Genomic DNA, 19,265 nt, shown 5'->3' with positions numbered 1-19,265 from the left:
CGCGAAAAACGCGCAAAAAGAGCGGATCGTACGGGCGCGCCTGCAAGCCCGCCAACGTTATTTTTGTTATTAGCTCATGCCAGTCGTCATGCCGGATGCATCGTCCCGACATGTGGGAACGTGCTGCTCTTGCGGGCGTCAGTTCTTCGACAGGCTGTGCCGATGCGCTGCGCGATAATCGGTCGGCGAAATCGACAGGCGCTTGCGGAAAATCTTCGCGAGCCCGTCGCCGCTGCGCACGCCGCAGCGGCGCGCGATGCCGTCGATCGACATGTCGGTTTCCGCCAGCAGCAGGCAGCTTGCGTCGAGCCGCGCGCGCAGCAGATATTCCGACGGCGTGAGCCCCACTTGCGCCTTGAAGCGCCGCAGGAAGTTACGCTCGCTCATCTTCGCTACTTCGGCGGCTTCCGCTACCGAGATATGGCGCGTGTAGTTCTCGCGTATCCAGTGCGCGGCCGTCGTGATCTTGCGGCTGATGCCCTTTTTTTCATCGTCGTCGAGAATCGCGTCGAGGCGGCGCGACGCGCCCGACAGCGCCCGCTCCGAGACGAGCCGCGCCATCGGCGTGCCGTGATCGCGCTTGATGACGGTGAGGGCGGCTGCAATCGAACGAACGGGTGCGTCGACGTCGATCGACGCGCCGGGTTCGATCTGCCATTGCGTTTCGTTGGCGATGGGCGCGGCGGGCGTGCCCGGCGCGTCGGCGGCACCCGGCATGCTGCGCCAGCCGCGCCGCTCGAACGCGAGGTCGGCGGCGGCGAGCACGCCCAGGCCCTCGTCGAGCGCCTTGACGACGCGGATCTTCGGCGCGATGGCGCGCAGGCGCCGGATCAGCCGCTCGTTCGCTTTCGCGCGCGACGCGCCCGGGCCGCCGACGATGAACAGCGTATCGAAGCCGTTCAGAAGCGGCCCATTGAGGCTCTCGGTCCATACGCGCAGCGAGCAGCTGCTGATGACGCTGCCGCCCATCTCGGACAGCATCACGATGGAATACGAGGGCTCGATGCCCGGATTATCGGCGCCCGACTCGTCGGCCTGAGCTTCGTTGGCGAGTCGGAATGCGTCCGCGAGCAGACAAACGTCGCTTAACGGAAATCGTTCAAAAACGAGAATACCGATACGTTTGACCATGTGCCCGACGTTGACGACTGCGCTCGACGAGGTTGAATCCAGCCACCGACTCACCGCGTGCTGATATCGCATCGTCTGTCTCCAGTGCCGAGGACGGCGAAAGAATGAAGGTCTGCGTGCCTTGCGTCCATCATAGGCCGACACTTTTGAGCGCTGAACATTCAAGTCGGAAAATACCGAGAAGTTGGCAGATCGGCTCGATATTCGCGGAATACGCTGGCGTATCGATGCTTGTCAATCAACTCATAAGAGGCGCGAACATGCTCAGCATACGCAAGGCGGTGTTTCCCGTGGCCGGTCTCGGCACGCGGTTTCTCCCGGCGACCAAGGCCAGCCCGAAGGAAATGCTGCCCGTCGTCGACAAGCCGCTGATCCAGTACGCGGTCGAGGAGGCGATCGCCGCGGGCATCACCGAGATGATCTTCGTCACGGGGCGCAGCAAGCGCGCGATCGAAGATCACTTCGATAAGTCCTACGAGGTCGAGTGCGAGCTGCTCGCGCGCGGCAAGCTCGCGCTGCTGGAGCTGGTGCAGAACATCAAGCCGAGCCACGTCGAATGCTGCTACGTGCGCCAGTCCGAGCCGCTCGGGCTCGGCCATGCCGTGCTGTGCGCGGAAAAACTGGTCGGCGACGAGCCGTTTGCCGTGATCCTCGCCGACGATCTGCTCGACGGCGAGCCGCCCGTGCTGTCGCAAATGGTGAATCTCTTCAACCACTATCACTGCTCGATCGTCGGTGTCGAGGAAATCGAAAAACACGAATCGCGCTCGTACGGCGTGATCGACGGCAAGCGCTGGGACGACCGGCTCTTCAAGATGTCGGGCATCGTCGAAAAGCCCGCGCCGCAGGAGGCGCCGTCGAATCTCGGCGTGGTCGGCCGCTACGTGCTGATGCCCGCGATCTTCGAGCGTCTGCGGCGCCAGCAGGCGGGCGCGGGCGGCGAGCTCCAGCTGACGGACGCGATCCAGGCGCTGCTCGGCAGCGAGCAGGCGCTCGCGTATCAGTACCACGGCAAGCGCTATGACTGCGGCAGCAAACTTGGCTATCTGAAGGCGACGGTCGAGTTCGCGCTGCGCCATCCCGAGGTCAAGGACGCATTCGATGCCTATCTGCGCGGTCGCATGAGCGGCGAGCCCGCCGCGCAGGGCGAGGGCCCGCAGGAAGTGCTCGCCGATCTTCTCTCGCGTGTCTAGCGCGCGCGGGTTCATGGCGCGCGCGCCTGAGACCGCTTGATAGCGCTCGAGCACAGCACGGCGCGGCGGCATGGTCCGCCGCGCCGTTTTCATTCGACGGCGCTACACCCTTCGCGCTTGTTGCTCCTGTAGCTCACGAGCGCAGACGCGCGTTTCCGTTCGGGGACTCGATATGGGGCGACGCAGCGCCAAACGCCCCGTTCGCGCGAATCAGCGGAAGTACGCCTTGGTGTTCTCGTGCACGTCGTCGCGCGCGAGCAGCGCTTCGGGCGTGAGCCAGATGTAGCGGCTGTGCTGATCGAAGCGGCCGACCGAGGCCGTGTTCTCGAGCGTCAGGAAATAGGCGATCACGACATAGTGCGTAGTGATTTCCTCAGCGCCCGCAAAATTGTCCTTGTACAGATGCTCGAACAATCCGCCGAAGCGCGCGGCCGAGCGCTCCATTCCGGAGATGCCCAGCTCCGCGTCGACGATGCGCGTGAAGGCGGCATCGAGCCGCTCGTTCTTGCAGATGCGTCCGCCCGGCACGAACCACGTGCCGAGCGCTGGCCGGTTGCGTCGATGCCCGACGAGCACGCGGCCCGCGTAGTCCGAAACGATCAGGTCGATCGACACGAGCGGCGTCATTCGCACGACCTGAAGAAAATCGTCTGCTTCGAGAAAATCGGCGCAAGTGGCGGCCATGTCGCTGTCTCGTCGTGTGGTTTGTTTGAGGGATGAAGCCGTCTAATGCGGCGTGCCGTCTCTATTGGTCCCGGTCGCTGGTGAAGAGCTTCGATGTGGTGCCGAACAGCAGGGCAATCACGACGACCACCCCCGCGCACAGCAGCAGCGCGGCGGCCAGCATCGCAACCACCACTACCATGATCCAGCCCAAACCGGTCATTCCACCGCTCCGTTGTCGTAGCGCGCGTGCGCCGCGACGCTTGCGGCATTGACGAGAGTCTAGACGCAGCAATAATTTGCCGTGCTGTCGCCTGACGCCTAAATCCCGTCTCGTATGGCCAAATCGTCGTGCCATGCATGAGCGGCGGCGGACCCTAGCATGGCCCGCTGCTTCGCTGTCCACACGAAACCCAAGCCCGCGCGATGCCGCTCACGGCGCGACGTAACCCGCCGGTGTCGTGACGTTGGCCTTCATCACGCTCGCATTCGACGACACCACATACACGGGCGATTCCGTCAGCGCGAGCGTCACGTAGCCGTCCTCGTATGCGACGCTCGTCGGATTGCCCATCATGTCGAACACGGTTACCTTGCCCGCGCTGCCCGGCGCGTCGACCTGCAGACGCCAGTTCACGCCCGCGGCGGGATCGAAGTGCGTCGACTTGTTCCACTTCGCGTTGTCGTGCGTCCAGGCGGCCGTGATGACCTTGCCGTTGTTCAGACGCTGGAACGCGTAGGCATATACGTTGGCAGGCGTGCGTTTGATGGGCCCGAGGGTCGCCGTGCCGTCGATCAGCCGCGTCATCGCCGCAATCGCCGAAGCGGCCGGCTTCGGGCTGATCGTGCTGGGACCATATGCGCCCTTCGGATGATCGAGATCGAAGAACACGCCGTAGCCTGGCGTGGCGTCGGGGAAATCGTTCGCGTAGAAAATGTAGCTGACGTCCGCGCCCTCGCCGAGCAGGATCAGATGCGTGCGCGCGACCACGGCGCCTTGCGCATACAGCACGTCGCCCGAAGGGTAGTGCGGCCCATACTGCTCGCCGACGTCGTAGCTGATGCCTGTTTCCGTCGCGAACAGTTTCGCGCCAGGACGGTACTGATCGGCCATGACGCGGCGCAGCGCGCGCATCGATGTCGGCAGCGCATAGCGGGCCTGTTGCGGATCGCTTGCGTTCATCAGACGCTCGGGCGGATGCGACGGGCTGTTGCCGTTGGGATCGTAATAGCCGTGGATCGCCACGCCATCCAGATACTTGGCCAGGCCGAGCGGCGCGAGGCGCTTCAGCGATTCGATGTTGCCATCCACGGAGCCATACGTCGGGCCCATCACGACGCCCGTCGGATCGGTTGCGTGAATGCCGTCGTAGACGGCCTTGTACAGCTCGACGAAGTGCGCATCGGTGTCTTTCCACGGCAGGCCGCCGCCTTCATCGGGTTCCCACGTCACCTGATAGTAGTTGCTCTGTTGCGTCGGAAAGACCGTTGCGCGCACACGATTCGATTCGGTGCCCACACGCTGCATGTATTCGCGCAGCGCGCTCGTCGACTTCGGCAGATAGCTGTGCGTCTGTTTGCCCGTCGGGCTCGCCCAGCCCGGAAAGCCGTCCAGCTGGATGAGCCGCAGCAGGTCGCCTTTGCGCAGCCACGGCTCCAGTTGCCGCGTGGCGGGATTAAACGTGTCGGCGCGATCGGGTTCTTCCCTGTACCAGTTGCGGTTGTCGTTGATCCACGCGAGGCCGAGCCGCGTATAGAGCGGGCGATAGCCGTCGCCGTCGCAGCAGTGCTGGCCGGGTCCGATATAGGCGCTTCCCTGGCCGCCGAAGCGATGCCAGTCCGCGCGCGCGAAATGCACAGGCGGCACGCTCGCCGACACGTCGGGCAGCACGCCGAACGTTGCGATGCCTTCGGGGCGCGTGCCGCGCGACGGCAATTGCCCATGCGCCTGTTCGAGCGATGCCGACACGGCGAAATAGCCGGCTAGCGACGATACGCAATTCAATGTCGCCTGATGCGCGCCTGGCGCGACGCCATAGGTTCCGCTTGCCCGCACGGCGCCCCACGCATCGCGTATTTGCCATGCGAGCTTGTCTTCACGCGACGCGCGCGTGGTGATGACGATCGGGAACGAACGGTCGAGCGGAAAGAGCCGGCTGCCGTCGCTGTTCGGCGTGTCGGCTTCGATGAGATCGCCGTTGGCGTTGGCCGCCGCTGTTTCTGTCGAACGGTTGCAACGCAGTACCTGGGAATTGGCTGCGTGCGGCGGCGCTGCTGGCGACGGCGCTGTCGTTGGCGGCACGCTCGCGTCGGAGGCTGTCTTGGTGTCGGCGCGCTTTGCGCTGGCTTCGCTATCGGCCGACGCCTGGTCGCAACCGCTCGCCATCGCTATCGACAGCGCCACGATCATCAGGCGAAAAGCGGGCGACGTACTGCGTGAAATTGAGCATCGCGGATGCGATGCGCGTGTGCTACCGGTTCGATGGTCGCCATCAGTCATTATTTCTCCAATAGGTATGGATGACCGGCCAAACGCAATTGCGCGACCAAGATTACACCGTCGACTTAGCAGGAATTCGACGTTTTCTAGTGTGGGGGCGCAAGTTTCGTGGCGGATGGATGCGAATGTTGCGTCGGTGCGACGCTGGATCGTGGCGTGAGATGACTAGAGCGGTCCATCCGCCTCGCATGAGCGCTGGCCACCGTACGACAAGGTCTTGAGGAGTCCTGGCGCGTGCCCACGGACACCTCTTTTGCCCGTTTGGCTGCCCCTTGTTAGCGCCCATGCGACTTCTTGCAGTGCCTGGTGTTTCGCGTTTGAAACATTAATCGATTTATTTATGGGGGAACTCAAAAAGAAATAGAAGAAATTATTCGGATTGCCTTTGGCTTTCTTATAATTCCTAATTCGTGCACTTGTGTGCGAGATTTCATCATATCAATAAAGCTTTGATTTCACATAATTGGAATGACTATTTGCGCCGAATTCCGGTTATAAGCGATCCGTTACAAGTAACTATTGCAGGGCGAATTGTAAAACCGAAAAAATTGCTGCGCATTTGATATGAGGAAATGGCTATTGCAACAATTTGTAACGCTTTGTACGAGGCCTGGCGTGATGTTTGACGGTATCTCGTTCGTCTTATGAGATGTTGAAATTGGCAAGGGAATTCGGGTCGCGATAATCGGCTTTGCTGATTGCCGAAATCCGGGTTGAAAGGCTTTGTTCGTCCATCGGACCGAATACGCCAATACATCGTCAGTTTCAGTCAGTAGCCGCCGGGATTGTTTTTTTAATGCGTATGATGCACTGCACATCGCATGCATTTATCTGTTTCTTTCCACGCCGGAAAGGGCAAGGGGGAAGAGTCATGGCGTATGCAAGTCTGGAATCTCCGATGGTCGGCTGGGTACGAGCGCCTGAGCGCAGTGCGCACTACGCGACCGCCACTCGCCACATTGCAATTCTGCTGTTCGACGGATGCTCCCTCCTTGGCGCAGGCATCGTCGCCGAGGTATTTCACGCAGCAAACGAACTGTCCGCATCCGCCAGTCACGGCTGGACTTACGACGTCAGCTTTCTCTCCGCGGCAGGCGGCAATATCACCTGCTCGTCATCCATTCGCGTCTGGACGGACGGACTCGACGCGCGCCATTACATGGGCTTCGATGCGCTGTTCGTGGCGGGCGGCAAAGGCGCGCGCAGCGCGGCCCGCGACGAACGGCTCATTGCGTGGTTGCGTCGCGTGCATGCGAACACGAGCACCGTGCGCCCTATCGGCGAAGGTCGCTCGCTGCTCGACGCGGCCTGCATCAACGGCTCGGCGCAGCGCGACTTCGGCAGCTACACGGTGCGCGAAGAGCAGGACGAACGTAACGGCAGCGAAGCGAACGACCGTCTCGAATCCATGAAGAGTGCGCTGATGCTGATCAAGCGCGATCTCGGCATCGACGTCGCCCGCAATGTGGCCGAACGCCTGATGCCCGACGCCGGCGACAGCCTGATGTCACTATTGGGCGACAGCACGGGCAAGAGCCCTGCCGACAAGGTGCGCGCCGCGGCGCGCTGGCTGCAGGAAAACTGTCAGCGTTCGATCTCCATCGCCGATGCCGCCCAGGTGGCCGCGATGAGCGAACGCAACTTCCTGCGCCGCTTCAAGATGGAAGTGGGCGTGACGCCCTCCGATTACCTGCTGCACGCACGTCTTGCGATTACCTGCAGCCTGTTGACCGACTCCGAACTGCCCGTCGACAAGATCGCGCGGCGCACGGGCATGGGCAACGGCGACCGCCTCGCCAAGATCTTCCGCAAAAGAATGAAAGTCTCGCCGACGGAATACCGGATGAAAACCCGGCGCGAGGCAGGCATCTAGTCGCGCACGAAACGAGAACCATTCGGATCGTCATGCCTCGCCGTCAAAAGCAGACATTAAGGAGTACATAAATGATAGTCGACGAGAACAATCCGACGAATGCGTCGGCGCCGGGCAACCCATTGCCGGACTGTACGCATATCGTGCCCGTGATACTCGCGGGCGGCTCGGGCACGCGGCTGTGGCCGATGTCGCGTGAGAACTTCCCGAAGCAGCTGATCGGCGTCGTCGGCTCGGAGTCGCTGCTGCAGGACACCGTGCACCGGATGGAAGGTTTCCCGGCGGGTTGGGAAGTGTCGAACGCACCTATCGTCGTGTGCGGCGAGGAGCATCGCTTCGTGATCGCCGAGCAGTTGACGTGCAACGGCTGCACACCGCGGCTCGTGGTCGAACCGGCGCGCCGCGACACGGCGCCCGCGCTTACGCTGGCGGCCGCGCTGGCCTGCGCGAACGGCGACGACGCGATTCTCGTCGTGATGCCCGCCGATCACGCTGCGCGACGTGCGCGCGCTGCAGCGCGCGCTTCAGGTTGCCGCGCGCCATGCGCAGCGCGGCTCGATTGCGACGCTCGGCGTGCCGCCGCGCGCGCCCGAAACGGGCTTCGGCTATATCCGCGTCGGCAGGAAGCTCGACGACGATGCGCGCGAGATCGACGGCTTCGTCGAAAAGCCTGCTGCCGAACTGGCAAAGCAATACGTCGCGCAGGGTTCGTACTGGTGGAACAGCGGCATCTTCATCGTGCGCGCGAGCGTGTGGCTCGCGACGCTGCAATCGCTGCAGCCCGACATGCACGCCGCGTGTCTCGCGTCGTTCGTGCAAGGGAAGTTCGACGGCACGACGTTCCGGCCCGCCGCCGACGCGTTCACGCGTTCGCCCGCCGACTCGATCGACTACGCCGTGATGGAGCGCCTGAATGCCTCGGCAGGCTGGACCTCCGCGGGCGTCGTGGTGCCGCTCGACGCGGGCTGGTCCGATCTCGGCTCGTGGGATGCCGTGTGGGCCGCGCAGCCCAAGGATGAAAACGGCAACGTCGCGCGCGGCCGCGTGATGTTCGAAGGCGCCGTGTCGAGCTATGCGCATTCGGAAGGGCGGCTCGTCGCGTGCGTCGGTACGACGAACGTGGTCGTCGTCGAAACGGCGGACGCCGTGCTGGTCGCCGATCGCTCGCGCGTGCAGGACGTCAAGGGCCTGGTTGCGCGCATCAAGGCGCAGAAGGCGCCCGAAGCCGACGCGCATCGCAAGGTGCGCCGTCCGTGGGGCTTCTACGATTCGATCGATCACGGCGACCGCTTCCAGGTGAAGCGCATCGTCGTCACGCCGGGCGCGAAGCTGTCGCTGCAACTGCATCACCATCGCGCCGAGCACTGGATCGTCGTGCGCGGCACGGCGCTCGTCACGCGCGGCGAAGAGCAGTTCCTGCTGACGGAAAACGAGTCCACCTATATCCCGCTCGGCGTGCGTCACCGGCTCGAAAACCCGGGCAAGGTGCCGCTCGAGATCATCGAGGTGCAGTCGGGCTCGTATCTGGGCGAAGACGACATCGTGCGCTTCGACGACACCTACGGACGCTGCGGGCAAACGCAGACCCAAAGCCAGTTGCCGGCCGACAGCCAGCAACAGGGGCAGGGCGAGAGTCAGGGCGCGGGGCAGAGCCCGACTCGCGCCGCGGGCTAGATCCGCGGCGTCGCAGCACGCACCACCCGAACGACAGGTAACGAACGACGAATGGCAGGGTGAACGATATGCGGGACTTACAGGACTTTTTCGCGCGGGTCGCAGACGTGGCGCTGATTCTGCTGGGCGCCGTCGTCGCATCGCAGATCCGCTTCGACGAATTCTCACAGCGCGGCTTCTACGACGCGTTCGTTCTCTTCTCCGCGGCATTCGCACTGGCGATGTTTCCGGCGTTCGGCGTCTATGCATCGTGGCGTGGCCGCTCGAAGCTCGCACTCGCGGGACAGGTTGCCCTCGCGTGGGTGGTCGTGCAGGGCTGCGCGCTCGCGCTGATGTATTCGCTGCATCGCATCGACATCGTGTCGCGGCTGTGGTTCGCGTACTGGACGGCGATGGCGGGCGGCCTGCTGATCGCGTGGCGGCTGATCGCGCATGCCGTGCTCGCCCGCGCGCGCCGCGCCGGCTGGAACCTGCATCAGGTGGCGATCGTCGGCAGCGGCGGGCATTGCGACCAGATCCTGCGCCGCATCGAATCGCAGCCGGCCACGGGGTTTCGCGCAACGGCCGTGCTCAACACGCATCCTGAGGATTCGCCGCTCACCAACCCGCGCGTCAATTGCTTCGATTCGCAGCAGGCGTTCGCCGACTACGTGCGCAGCAACGACGTGCACGAACTGTGGCTCGCGCTGTCGCTCACCGACGAGCGCACGATCTTCCGTCTCGTCACGGAGTTTCGCAACGACCTCGTCAACATCCGCTTCATGCCGGACGTGCGCAGTCTTGCCCTGTTCGACACCAGCAGCGTGATCGATCTGCTTGGCGTGCCCGCCATCAACCTGGTCGCGTCGCCGCTGTCGTCGCGCGCGCTCTTCAAGAAAGAGCTGTTCGACCGCGTGTTCGCCGCGTGCGCGATCATCGGCCTCGCGCCGCTGTTGATCGCGATTGCGATTGCCGTGAAGGTGTCGTCGCCGGGGCCCGTGTTCTTCCGGCAAAAGCGCAAGGGCGCGGACGGCCGCGTGTTCAGGATCTACAAGTTCCGCTCGATGCGCGTGCATACCGAGGAAGCCGGCAAGGTCAGCCAGGCGACCAAGGGTGATCCGCGCATCACGCGGGTGGGCGCGTTCCTGCGCCGCACCAGTCTCGACGAGCTGCCGCAGTTCTTCAACGTGCTGCGCGGCGATATGTCCGTGGTCGGGCCACGCCCGCACGCACTCGAACACGACGATCTGTATCAGAAGGTCGTGGCCGGCTATATCCATCGGTATCGGATCAAGCCGGGTATTACAGGCTGGGCACAAATAAATGGTTTTCGTGGCGAAACCGATCGCATCGAGAAGATGGAGCGGCGCGTCGCGCATGACCTGTATTACCTGGGGCATTGGACGTTCTGGCTCGACATGCGGATCATCGGCGCCACGATCGTCAAAGGCTTCATTCATACCAACGCGTACTGAGTCGGGGAGCAAGCCAATGAAAAAGGACCAAGCTCCCTCGTTAGGAGGAACTGCCATGAATCGCATTCGAACAGGCGTATGCGTCCCGTTATTGCTGTCGATCTCGGTGGTGTTTTCAGCTTGCAGCATCGTTCCCGGACAACGAATGGTTTCGCCGCCCACGCTGCCCGAAACGGGCGGCGAGTACAGCAGCGAGCCTGAACAGAACGTCCAGATTCCCGTCACCGACATCAACCTCAAGCTGTTGCGCGACATGAAGGGCCAGACGTCGGAACTGAACCAGCAGATCGCCGGGCTCTTCAGCCCGAAGGCGCCCAGCTACAAGCTCGGGCCGGGCGACGTGCTGCAGATCACGGTCTGGGATCACCCTGAACTGGCGGCCGCGCTCGGCCAGCCGGCGCAGCAGCTCAACAAGAGCGACCCGGGCCTCGGCTTTCTCGTCGACGCCGACGGCAATATCCAGTTCCCGTATGCGGGCACGATGCACGTCGCGGGCAAAGATGCCACCACGGTGCAAAAGGAGTTGTACAAGAAGCTGAGCGTCGTCTATTCGAAGCCTGAAGTGACGGTGCGCGTCGCGTCGTTCCGTTCGTCGCAGGTGTATGTGGACGGCGAGGTGCACGCGCCCGGGCCGGCGCAGATCAACGACATTCCGATGTCGTTGACGGAAGCGATCAACCGCACGGGCGGCTTCACGCCGAATGCCGATCAGAGCCACGTCGAGCTCACGCGCGACGGCAAGACGTATGAGATCAACGTGCCCGATCTGATCCGGCGCGGCCGCGTTCCGACCTCGATCTATCTGCAACCTGGCGACCTGCTGCGGGTCGGCGCGCGCGACGAGTACGGCGTCTATCTGATGGGCGAAGTCAACAAGCCGGCGACGATCCTGCCGATGCGCGACGGACGGCTCACGTTGGCCGAAGCGCTGTCGCAGGCGGGCAGTCTGAACCCGAACACGGCTTACGCGAAGCAGCTCTTCGTGATCCGCAACTCGATGAGCGAGAAGCCCGAGATCTACCACCTCGACGCGACGTCGCCGACTTCGATGGTGCTCGCGAACCAGTTCAACCTCGAACCGAAAGACGTCGTGTACGTCGACAACAACGGTCTCGTGAAATTCAACCGCGTGCTGAACCTGCTGTTGCCTGCGATCAACGCTGGCGTGACGGCGGCACTGCTCGCGAAGTAGGCGGCATGACATGCGTTGCGTGGTGCGGCAACGGGGTGCATGCACGCAACGCTTTCAACACTGTCGGTACTTGATGGATCACGCAAATGGCTATCAACTTTGACAATCGCTATACGGACGTCAGTCCGGACGAGATGCACCTGACGGATTATCTGCAGGCCATCGTCGCGAACTGGCGCTCGATCCTGCTGATCACGCTGGCCGTCACCGCGCTGGGCACCGCCTATGCATTCCTGGCGACGCCCGTTTATCGCGCGGACGTGCTGTTCCACGTGGTCGACAAGGCCGAGAACAACAACAAGCAGGACGGCCTGCAGCCGCTGACGGGCATGTTCGATACGAAGCCGTCGACGGCAGCCGAGATCGAGTTGATGAAGTCGCGGCTCGTCACGGAAGAAACCGTCAAGAAGCTGCACCTCGACATCTCCGCGCGGCCGCACACGCTGCCTTTCATCGGCGGGATGCTCGCGCCGCTGATGAACGGCAAGTGGGGCATCAAGCTGCCGCCGTCGATGCAGCTGTCCAGCTACGCGTGGGGCGACGAAAGCATCAAGGTGTCGCGCTTCGACACGGCGAAGGACATGTACGACAAGGACTTCATGCTCGTCGCAGGGCAGAACGGCGACTTCGTGCTGAGCAATCCCGACGGCGTCGCGATTCTCGAAGGCAAGGTCGGCGAGAACGTCGTGCGCGAAACGCCGTCCGGCCCGATCTCGCTGCGCGTCGACGAAATGGTCGGCGCACCGGGCACGCGCTACGAACTGACGCGCGCCTCGACGCTGACCACGGTCGAACGCCTGCAAAAGTCGATGGACGTGGCGGAATCGACGCTGCAATCGGGTGTGATCCGCGCGAGTCTGGAAGGGCAGAATCCGAAGCTCACGGCCGACATCATGAACAGCATGGCCAACGAGTTCATCCGGCAGGATGTGGAAAGCCGTTCGTCGGAAGCCGAGCACATGCTCGCGTTCCTCGACCAGCAATTGCCGCAACTGCGCAAGGAACTCGACGCCGCCGAGCAGCGTTACAACACGTTCCGCAACCAGCACGGCACCGTCGATCTGAGCGAAGAAAGCCGCCTGCTGCTGCAACAGATCGTCGACAACAAGACCAAGCTCGTCGATCTGCAGACGCAGCGCGCGGAGATGTCGCAGCGCTTCACGGCGAACCACCCGGCCGTCGCCGCGCTCGACGCGCAGATCGCCGCGCTGCAGGGCAATCTGTCGAAGATGGGCAAGAGCGTGCAGACGCTGCCCGACACCGAGCAGACGGCGCTGCGCCTGTTGCGCGACGTGCATGTCGACACGGAGCTGTACACGAACCTGCTGAACAGCGCGCAGCAGTTGCGCATCGCGAAGGCGGGCCAGGTCGGCGATGTGCGCATCGTCGACTTCGCCGAAGCGCCCGACGATCCCGTGCGTCCGAAGCGCCTGATCGTGATTCTCATCAGCTTGGGCGGTGGTCTGCTGATCGGCATCGTGTTCGCGTTCGTGCGCAAGTCGCTGTACGGCGGTGTGGAACGTCCGGACGAACTGGAAGCCGCGCTCGGCGTGCCGGTGTTCGCCGTCGTGCCGCGCAGCGAACAGCAATTGCGCCTGCAGCAGGACGTGATGATGCGCCGCCGCGGCCTGCACGTGCTCGCCGAACAGGCGCCGCAGGACATCGCCGTCGAAGGCGTGCGCAATCTGCGCACCTCGCTGCAGCTGACCGTCGACGACGTGCAGAACAACGTCGTGATGCTGACGGGCTCGCGCCCCGATGCGGGCAAGTCGTTCCTGTCGGTGAACCTGTCAGCGCTCGTCGCCTCGACGGCCAAGCGCACGCTGGTGATCGACGGCGACATGCGGCGCGGCGACGTGCATTCGCACTTCGGCCTGCAGCATCAGCCGGGTCTGTCGGATGTGCTGCGCGGCGGCGATCTGCAATCGTCGATCCAGCGCGAAGTGTTGCCCGGCCTCGACGTGCTGACCAAAGGCTCGCTGCCTTCGCATCCTTCGGAGCTGCTGATGAGCAAGCGCTTCGAGACCATGCTCGACGAGCTGAAGAAGCAGTACGACCTGATCATCATCGATACGCCGCCCGTCCTCGCCGTCACGGATTCGACCGTGATCGGCAAGCACGTCGGGACGACGTTGCTCGTGATTCGTCATGGTCGCCATCCCGTCGGCGAGCTCGCGGAAACCGCGAAGCGCCTGCGCAATGGCGGCGTGAATTTGCAAGGGGTGTTGTTGACCGACGTACCGCAGGCGGGCGCGTTCATCGGCTCGGGTTATCGCGGCGGCTACTACGGTTACGAAAGTATCGCAGGCTAAACAACGCGATTCCTGTCCGGCGGGCGGCGGGGCCGCCCCGACGACATCAATGAGGAGAATACAATGACTCAAAAGGTTGCCTTGATTACGGGCATCACCGGCCAGGACGGCTCGTATCTGGCCGAGCTGTTGATCGACAAGGGCTACGAGGTGCACGGCATCAAGCGTCGCTCGTCGTTGTTCAACACCGACCGGATCGACCACCTTTATCGCGATGTACACGACCCGGACCAGCGCCTGCAACTGCATCACGGCGACCTGACCGATTCGACGAGCCTCTTGCGCATCATCCAGCGCGTCGAACCGGATGAAGTCTATAACCTCGCGGCGCAAAGCCATGTCGCCGTATCGTTCGAAGAACCCGAATACACGGCCAATGCCGACGGCATCGGCACGCTGCGCCTGCTGGAAGCGATCCGCATCTGCGGCTTCGAGAAGAAGACGCGCTTCTATCAGGCATCGACGTCGGAACTCTACGGCCTCGTGCAGGAAGTGCCGCAGCGCGAAACCACGCCGTTCTACCCGCGCAGCCCGTATGCCGTCGCGAAGCTGTTCGCGTACTGGACTACCGTCAACTATCGCGAGGCGTACGGCATCTACGCGTGCAACGGCATCCTGTTCAATCACGAGTCGCCCGTGCGCGGAGAGACCTTCGTTACGCGCAAGATCACGCGCGCCATCGCGCGCATCGCCGTCGGCCTGCAGGATCAGCTGTATCTCGGCAATCTGTCCGCGCTGCGCGACTGGGGCCATGCGCGCGACTACGTCGAAATGCAATGGATGATGCTGCAGCAGGAATCGCCGGAAGACTACGTGATCGCGACGGGCGTGCAATACAGCGTGCGCGAATTCGTGCAGCGCGCGGCGGCCGAATTGGGCATCACGGTGCGCTTCGAAGGCAGCGGCGTCAATGAAGTGGGCATCGTCGAGCATGTCGAGCGGCGCCAGCGCAGCGAGATGCGCGTGCAGGCGGGCGACGTGATCGTGCGCGTCGATCCGCGCTACTTCCGTCCGACGGAAGTCGAGACGCTGCTCGGCGATCCGTCGAAAGCGCATCAGAAACTGGGCTGGAAACCCGCGACCTCGTTCGAATCGCTCGTCAAGGAAATGGTCCTGTCGGACTACCAGATCGCGCGGCGCGATGCACTCGTCACGCTGGCCGGCTTCAAGGCGCTGGAACATCACGAGTGACGCCCATGGACAAGAACGCACGCATCTTCGTCGCGGGGCATCGCGGGATGGTCGGCTCGGCGCTCGTGCGCAAGCTCGAGGCGAGCGGCTATCGAAATCTCGTGTTGCGCACGCATGCCGAACTCGATCTCACCGATCAGGCGGCCGTCAACCGCTTCTTCGAGAGCGAGCAGATCGACGTCGTGCTGCTCGCGGCGGCGCGCGTCGGCGGCATTCTGGCCAACGCGACGCAGCCGGGCGAGTTCCTCTACGAGAATCTCGCGATCGAAACCAACGTGATTCACGCGGCGTATCGCGCGAATGTCGACCGGCTGGTGTTCTTCGGTTCGTCGTGCATCTATCCGAAGATGGCGCCGCAGCCGATCCGCGAGTCGTATCTGCTGACTTCGGAGCTGGAGCCGACCAACGACGCGTACGCGATCGCGAAGATCGCGGGCCTCAAGCTGTGCGAGGCGTACAACCGCGAGTACGGCACGCGTTACGTCGCGCTGATGCCGACCAATCTGTACGGTCCGAACGACAACTACGACCTCAACCACAGCCACGTGCTGCCCGCGCTGATCCGCAAGGCGCACGAAGCGCGCCTGAACGGTGACGCGACGCTGTCGGTGTGGGGCAGCGGCACGCCGCGGCGCGAGTTCCTGCACGTCGACGATCTGGCGGCGGCGACTCTCTTCGTGCTCGAACACGACGTGCACACGGGGCTCTTCAATGTCGGTGTCGGCGAGGATCTGAGCATCCGCGAACTGGCCGAGACGATCTGCAACGTGGTGGGCTTCGAGGGCGAGCTGAAGTTCGACGCGAGCAAGCCGGACGGCACGCCGCGCAAGCTGCTCGATGTGTCGCAACTGGCGCAGATGGGCTGGCGCGCGAGCATCGGCCTGCTTGAAGGAATCGGCGGCACGTATCGCGAGTTTGCCGCGACGTATGACGAGAAGTACGGAGACAAGCAGGCAGGCAAGCACGCAGACAAGCAGGCAGACAAGCAGGTGGACAAACGCGAGAGCGCGCCCGCAGCCCAGTTTGGCGCCCCTTCGTTGGCAATGGCCGCTCGCGCCTGAAGAACCGCTCCTGGTGACGGACGTCGCTTGGGACCGGGATAAGGGCGACGTCCGTTCTTTTTCAGGAGAACGCCAGTTTTGAACGCATGAGGACTGCAAGAACATGAACGCGTCAGTCACGATCTTTCACAACGTGGTCTGGTCACGGCACAAGGGCGCCGTGTTCTCCGCGTTGCATCACATCTCGGCATCAGGCGCGATACGTTATTCGATGGTGCAGATCGCAGACACGGAGCACGACCGCATCGGTTTCTCCGAGGTCGACTATTCGTTTCACCGCTATCCCATGCACAAGCTGTTCGACGGCTGCTACGAGGACGTGCCGCGCGCGCGTCTGACGGCGCGCCTCGTATGGGAAGTGCTGAAAGCGAAATCCGATCTGATCGTACTGCCCGGCTATCACCGCCCCGAGTATTGGGCGATGCTTATCGCGTGCATCCTGACGGGCAAGCGCCGTGCCGTATTCTGCGATTCGACGGGGCGCGATCGCCCCAAGCGTCTGATCACATCGATTCCAAAGCGCGTGTTCTTCTCGCTGTGTGACGGCTATTTCGGATTCGGCGAGCGCAGCCGCGAGTATCTGATGTCGCTTGGCGCGAAGAGCGACAAGATCTTCATTCCGTGTCAGGCGGCCGCGCTGCCCGTCACGTTTTCGCCGGAGCGCGCGCTCGCCGAGCGCGTGCGCTATCGCGCGGGCAATACGCCTGTGTTCCTGTTCGTCGGACGGCTGTCGGAGGAGAAGGGCATTACGACACTGATCGACGCTTTCGCGGGAATCGCGAAGCGCCTGCCCGATCCGCAGTTGCGCATCGTCGGCACGGGGCCGCTCGAGGCGGACCTGCGCAAGCGCGTGACGGAGCTGGGTATGGACCGCTCGATCACGTTCGTCGGCAGCCTGCAGGACGAACCGCTGTCGCGTGAATACTACGGTGCGACCTGTCTCGTGCTGCCGAGCCGCAGCGAACCCTGGGGACTCGTCGTCAACGAGTCGCTCGCGCACGGCTGTCCCACCGTCGTCAGCGAGAGCTGCGGCTGCGTGCCGGAACTCGTGCACGAAGGCGTGAGCGGCTACGCGTTCACGGCGGGCGATACGGCGGCGCTGCAGCGCACGCTGCTGAAAGCGACGGAAGCATTCGCCGATGCACACGGGACGGCGCAACGCTGCATGGACGTGATACGGCGCTTCGATCCGCCGTCCGCTGCCGCGAACATTGCGCGCGGCTGCGCGCTGATGCTGGAGGCCTGAGATCGAACGAACGGGCGTCGCCGGCCGAGCGTGCCGGCGACGCACCGGGCGATGGGGTTGGGGGGCAGCGCCCTGCGCGCTCGCATGGCGGATACTCGTCGTGGATGTCAAATATGAAGATCCTGATCTATGGTCTCAACTACGCGCCCGAGCTGTCGGGCGCGGGCAAGTACACGGCCGAGATGGCGCAGATGCTGGCGGAGTGCGGTCATGAAGTGCGGGTCGTGTGTGCGCCGCCGTACTACCCCGACTGGAAAGTCGCGGATGGTTATTCGATGTGGCGCTACCGCCGCGACACCGTGCACGGCGTGCGCGTCTGGCGCGCGCCGTTATGGGTGCCGTCGCGGCAAAGCGGTGTGAAGCGGATGGTGCATCTGGCGTCGTTCGCGTTGTCGTCGCTGCCGCTGCTCGCGCGGCAGGCCGCGTGGCGGCCGGGCGCCGTGATGCTGATTGCGCCGACGATGGCCTGCGCGCCGGGTGCGCTCGCCCTCGCGCGTGTCACGGGCGCGAAGGCCTGGCTGCATATCCAGGACTACGAAGTCGATGCCGCGTTCGATCTCGGCCTCGTGAAAAGCGCGCGCGCCGCGCGCATCGCGTACTGGATGGAGCGGCTCGTTCTGCGACGCTTCGACGTCGTGTCGTCGATTTCGAACCAGATGGTCCAGCGCGCCGTCGTCAAGGGCGTCGACGCCGGGAAAACCGAGTTTCTGCCGAACTGGGTTGATACGCGCGATATCTTTCCGCTAGGCCGCGTCAGCGACTACCGCGCGACGCTCGGCATTCCCGAGCGCAATATCGTCGTGCTGTACTCGGGCAACATGGGCGCGAAGCAGGGCATCGAAACGCTGGCGGCTGCGGCGGCCGCATTCGACGGGCGCGACGACATCAGCTTCGTGTTCTGCGGCAGTGGCGCGGCGCGGGCCGATCTCGTCAAACGGTGCGAGGGCTTGCGCAATTGCCGCTTCCTGCCGCTGCAGCCGGCCTCGTCGCTCAACGAGCTGCTGAACGTCGCGGACATTCACGTGTTGCCGCAACGCAGCGATGCCGCCGACCTCGTGATGCCGTCCAAGCTGACGGGCATGTTCGCAAGCGGCCGGGCCGTGATCGCGATGGCGCGGCCGGGCACGGCGCTGCACGAAGCCGTCGTGAACAACGGCGTGATCGTGCCGCCCGAAGATACGGGCGCGCTCGTCGATGCAATCGCCGCCCTCGCCGCAGACGAAGCGCAACGCGCGGCGATCGGCGCAGCGGGACGGCGCTACGCGGAAACGATGCTGTCGCCGCTCTCGACGCTGCTGACGCTCGACACGCGACTCGCCGCGCTGACGGGCGACGATGCAACGGGAGCGAAGCCGGTGACGACGCCGCTCGCGAACGGCACGATCTTGACGACGCGGGTGGAGGAGTCGGAACTGGAATGACGGCGTGCCCGGCGGCACGCCGGGTTCATACGTCGGGTGGGTCAGGCAATGAAGCGCCCGCCTGCGAGCTGCACGCAGACAGTTCGCAGGGGGCGCTTTGTGTTTGCGCCGAAGGCAGAGGCGAGGACGTTCAGATGCGAGGCGCGAGTTCGCGCAGCGAGCTGGATCGTTCCACGCCGCGCATCGGCGGCGTGCGTGCTCACCAGGGCGACTTGAAAATCTCGCGTCCCGCGCGATTGCTATACGGGCTGTTATACGTCGCAAGTCGCGGCGGCTCGTGGTCTCTCTCACGCGGCTGCGCCGATTGACAGGTTCGTTGGCGAGGTGCTAACAACCTTTTGTGGGCTGGGAGCC

The 19,265-nt window shown here is 63.7% G+C and carries 13 protein-coding genes and 1 pseudogene; 10 read left to right on the top strand and 4 right to left on the bottom strand.

Features of this window, described 5'->3' with window-relative positions:
* Window positions 1–138: 138 nt before the first annotated feature.
* Complete coding sequence (locus H3V53_RS19005; protein WP_336599303.1) at window positions 139–1,203, bottom strand: GlxA family transcriptional regulator; 1,065 nt, start codon at window positions 1,201–1,203, stop codon at window positions 139–141.
* A gap of 188 nt (window positions 1,204–1,391) precedes the next feature.
* On the opposite strand from H3V53_RS19005, the gene galU reads away from it, so the two are divergent.
* Window positions 1,392–2,324 (top strand): UTP--glucose-1-phosphate uridylyltransferase GalU, encoded by a 933-nt coding sequence (gene galU, locus H3V53_RS19000; protein ID WP_336599302.1) that lies wholly within the window; start codon window positions 1,392–1,394, stop codon window positions 2,322–2,324.
* Window positions 2,325–2,534: 210 nt separating this feature from the next.
* On the opposite strand, the gene H3V53_RS18995 is transcribed toward galU, so the two are convergent.
* From H3V53_RS18995 to H3V53_RS18985, 3 genes are all read right to left on the bottom strand, one after another.
* Window positions 2,535–3,008 (bottom strand): GDP-mannose mannosyl hydrolase, encoded by a 474-nt coding sequence (locus tag H3V53_RS18995; protein WP_054919116.1) that lies wholly within the window; start codon window positions 3,006–3,008, stop codon window positions 2,535–2,537.
* A 61-nt stretch (window positions 3,009–3,069) separates the two neighbouring features.
* Entirely contained in the window at window positions 3,070–3,210 is a 141-nt protein-coding gene (locus tag H3V53_RS18990) for a hypothetical protein (protein WP_336599301.1), read from the bottom strand.
* Window positions 3,211–3,420: 210 nt separating this feature from the next.
* A complete protein-coding gene (locus H3V53_RS18985) occupies window positions 3,421–5,397 on the bottom strand; it encodes a glycoside hydrolase family protein (RefSeq protein ID WP_336599300.1) in 1,977 nt (658 codons plus the stop codon).
* A 961-nt stretch (window positions 5,398–6,358) separates the two neighbouring features.
* Between H3V53_RS18985 and H3V53_RS18980 the strand changes: the two genes are divergently transcribed.
* The 9 genes and pseudogenes from H3V53_RS18980 (at window position 6,359) to H3V53_RS18940 (ending at window position 18,911) form a co-directional block, all read left to right on the top strand.
* A complete protein-coding gene (locus H3V53_RS18980) occupies window positions 6,359–7,360 on the top strand; it encodes a GlxA family transcriptional regulator (protein ID WP_336599299.1) in 1,002 nt (333 codons plus the stop codon).
* A gap of 71 nt (window positions 7,361–7,431) precedes the next feature.
* Window positions 7,432–9,034, top strand: a pseudogene (locus H3V53_RS18975) (mannose-1-phosphate guanylyltransferase/mannose-6-phosphate isomerase).
* A gap of 68 nt (window positions 9,035–9,102) precedes the next feature.
* Entirely contained in the window at window positions 9,103–10,488 is a 1,386-nt protein-coding gene (locus tag H3V53_RS18970) for an undecaprenyl-phosphate glucose phosphotransferase (RefSeq protein ID WP_336599298.1), read from the top strand.
* Window positions 10,489–10,543: 55 nt separating this feature from the next.
* Window positions 10,544–11,680, top strand: a complete 1,137-nt coding sequence (locus tag H3V53_RS18965) for a polysaccharide biosynthesis/export family protein (RefSeq protein WP_336599297.1) — start codon at window positions 10,544–10,546, stop codon at window positions 11,678–11,680.
* Between the two features lie 86 nt (window positions 11,681–11,766).
* Window positions 11,767–13,992 carry a polysaccharide biosynthesis tyrosine autokinase gene (locus H3V53_RS18960; protein ID WP_336599296.1) on the top strand — a complete coding sequence of 742 codons (2,226 nt, stop codon included), beginning with the start codon at window positions 11,767–11,769 and terminating at the stop codon, window positions 13,990–13,992.
* Window positions 13,993–14,055: 63 nt separating this feature from the next.
* Window positions 14,056–15,183: a GDP-mannose 4,6-dehydratase gene (gmd, locus tag H3V53_RS18955; RefSeq protein ID WP_336599295.1), complete on the top strand. Its 1,128-nt coding sequence runs from the start codon at window positions 14,056–14,058 to the stop codon at window positions 15,181–15,183.
* Window positions 15,184–15,188: 5 nt separating this feature from the next.
* Window positions 15,189–16,244 carry a GDP-L-fucose synthase family protein gene (locus tag H3V53_RS18950; RefSeq protein WP_336599294.1) on the top strand — a complete coding sequence of 352 codons (1,056 nt, stop codon included), beginning with the start codon at window positions 15,189–15,191 and terminating at the stop codon, window positions 16,242–16,244.
* 103 nt (window positions 16,245–16,347) lie between these two features.
* Complete coding sequence (locus H3V53_RS18945; protein WP_336599293.1) at window positions 16,348–17,490, top strand: glycosyltransferase family 4 protein; 1,143 nt, start codon at window positions 16,348–16,350, stop codon at window positions 17,488–17,490.
* A 113-nt stretch (window positions 17,491–17,603) separates the two neighbouring features.
* Window positions 17,604–18,911 carry a glycosyltransferase WbuB gene (locus H3V53_RS18940; RefSeq protein ID WP_336599292.1) on the top strand — a complete coding sequence of 436 codons (1,308 nt, stop codon included), beginning with the start codon at window positions 17,604–17,606 and terminating at the stop codon, window positions 18,909–18,911.
* Window positions 18,912–19,265 lie beyond the last annotated feature (354 nt).

Origin of the sequence: Paraburkholderia bengalensis, assembly GCF_037126505.1 — a bacterium.
In the GTDB taxonomy this organism is placed as follows: Bacteria; Pseudomonadota; Gammaproteobacteria; order Burkholderiales; family Burkholderiaceae; genus Paraburkholderia; species Paraburkholderia bengalensis.
Note: the sequence above shows the minus strand (reverse complement) of the source record. Positions and strands in the feature narration are given on the sequence as shown.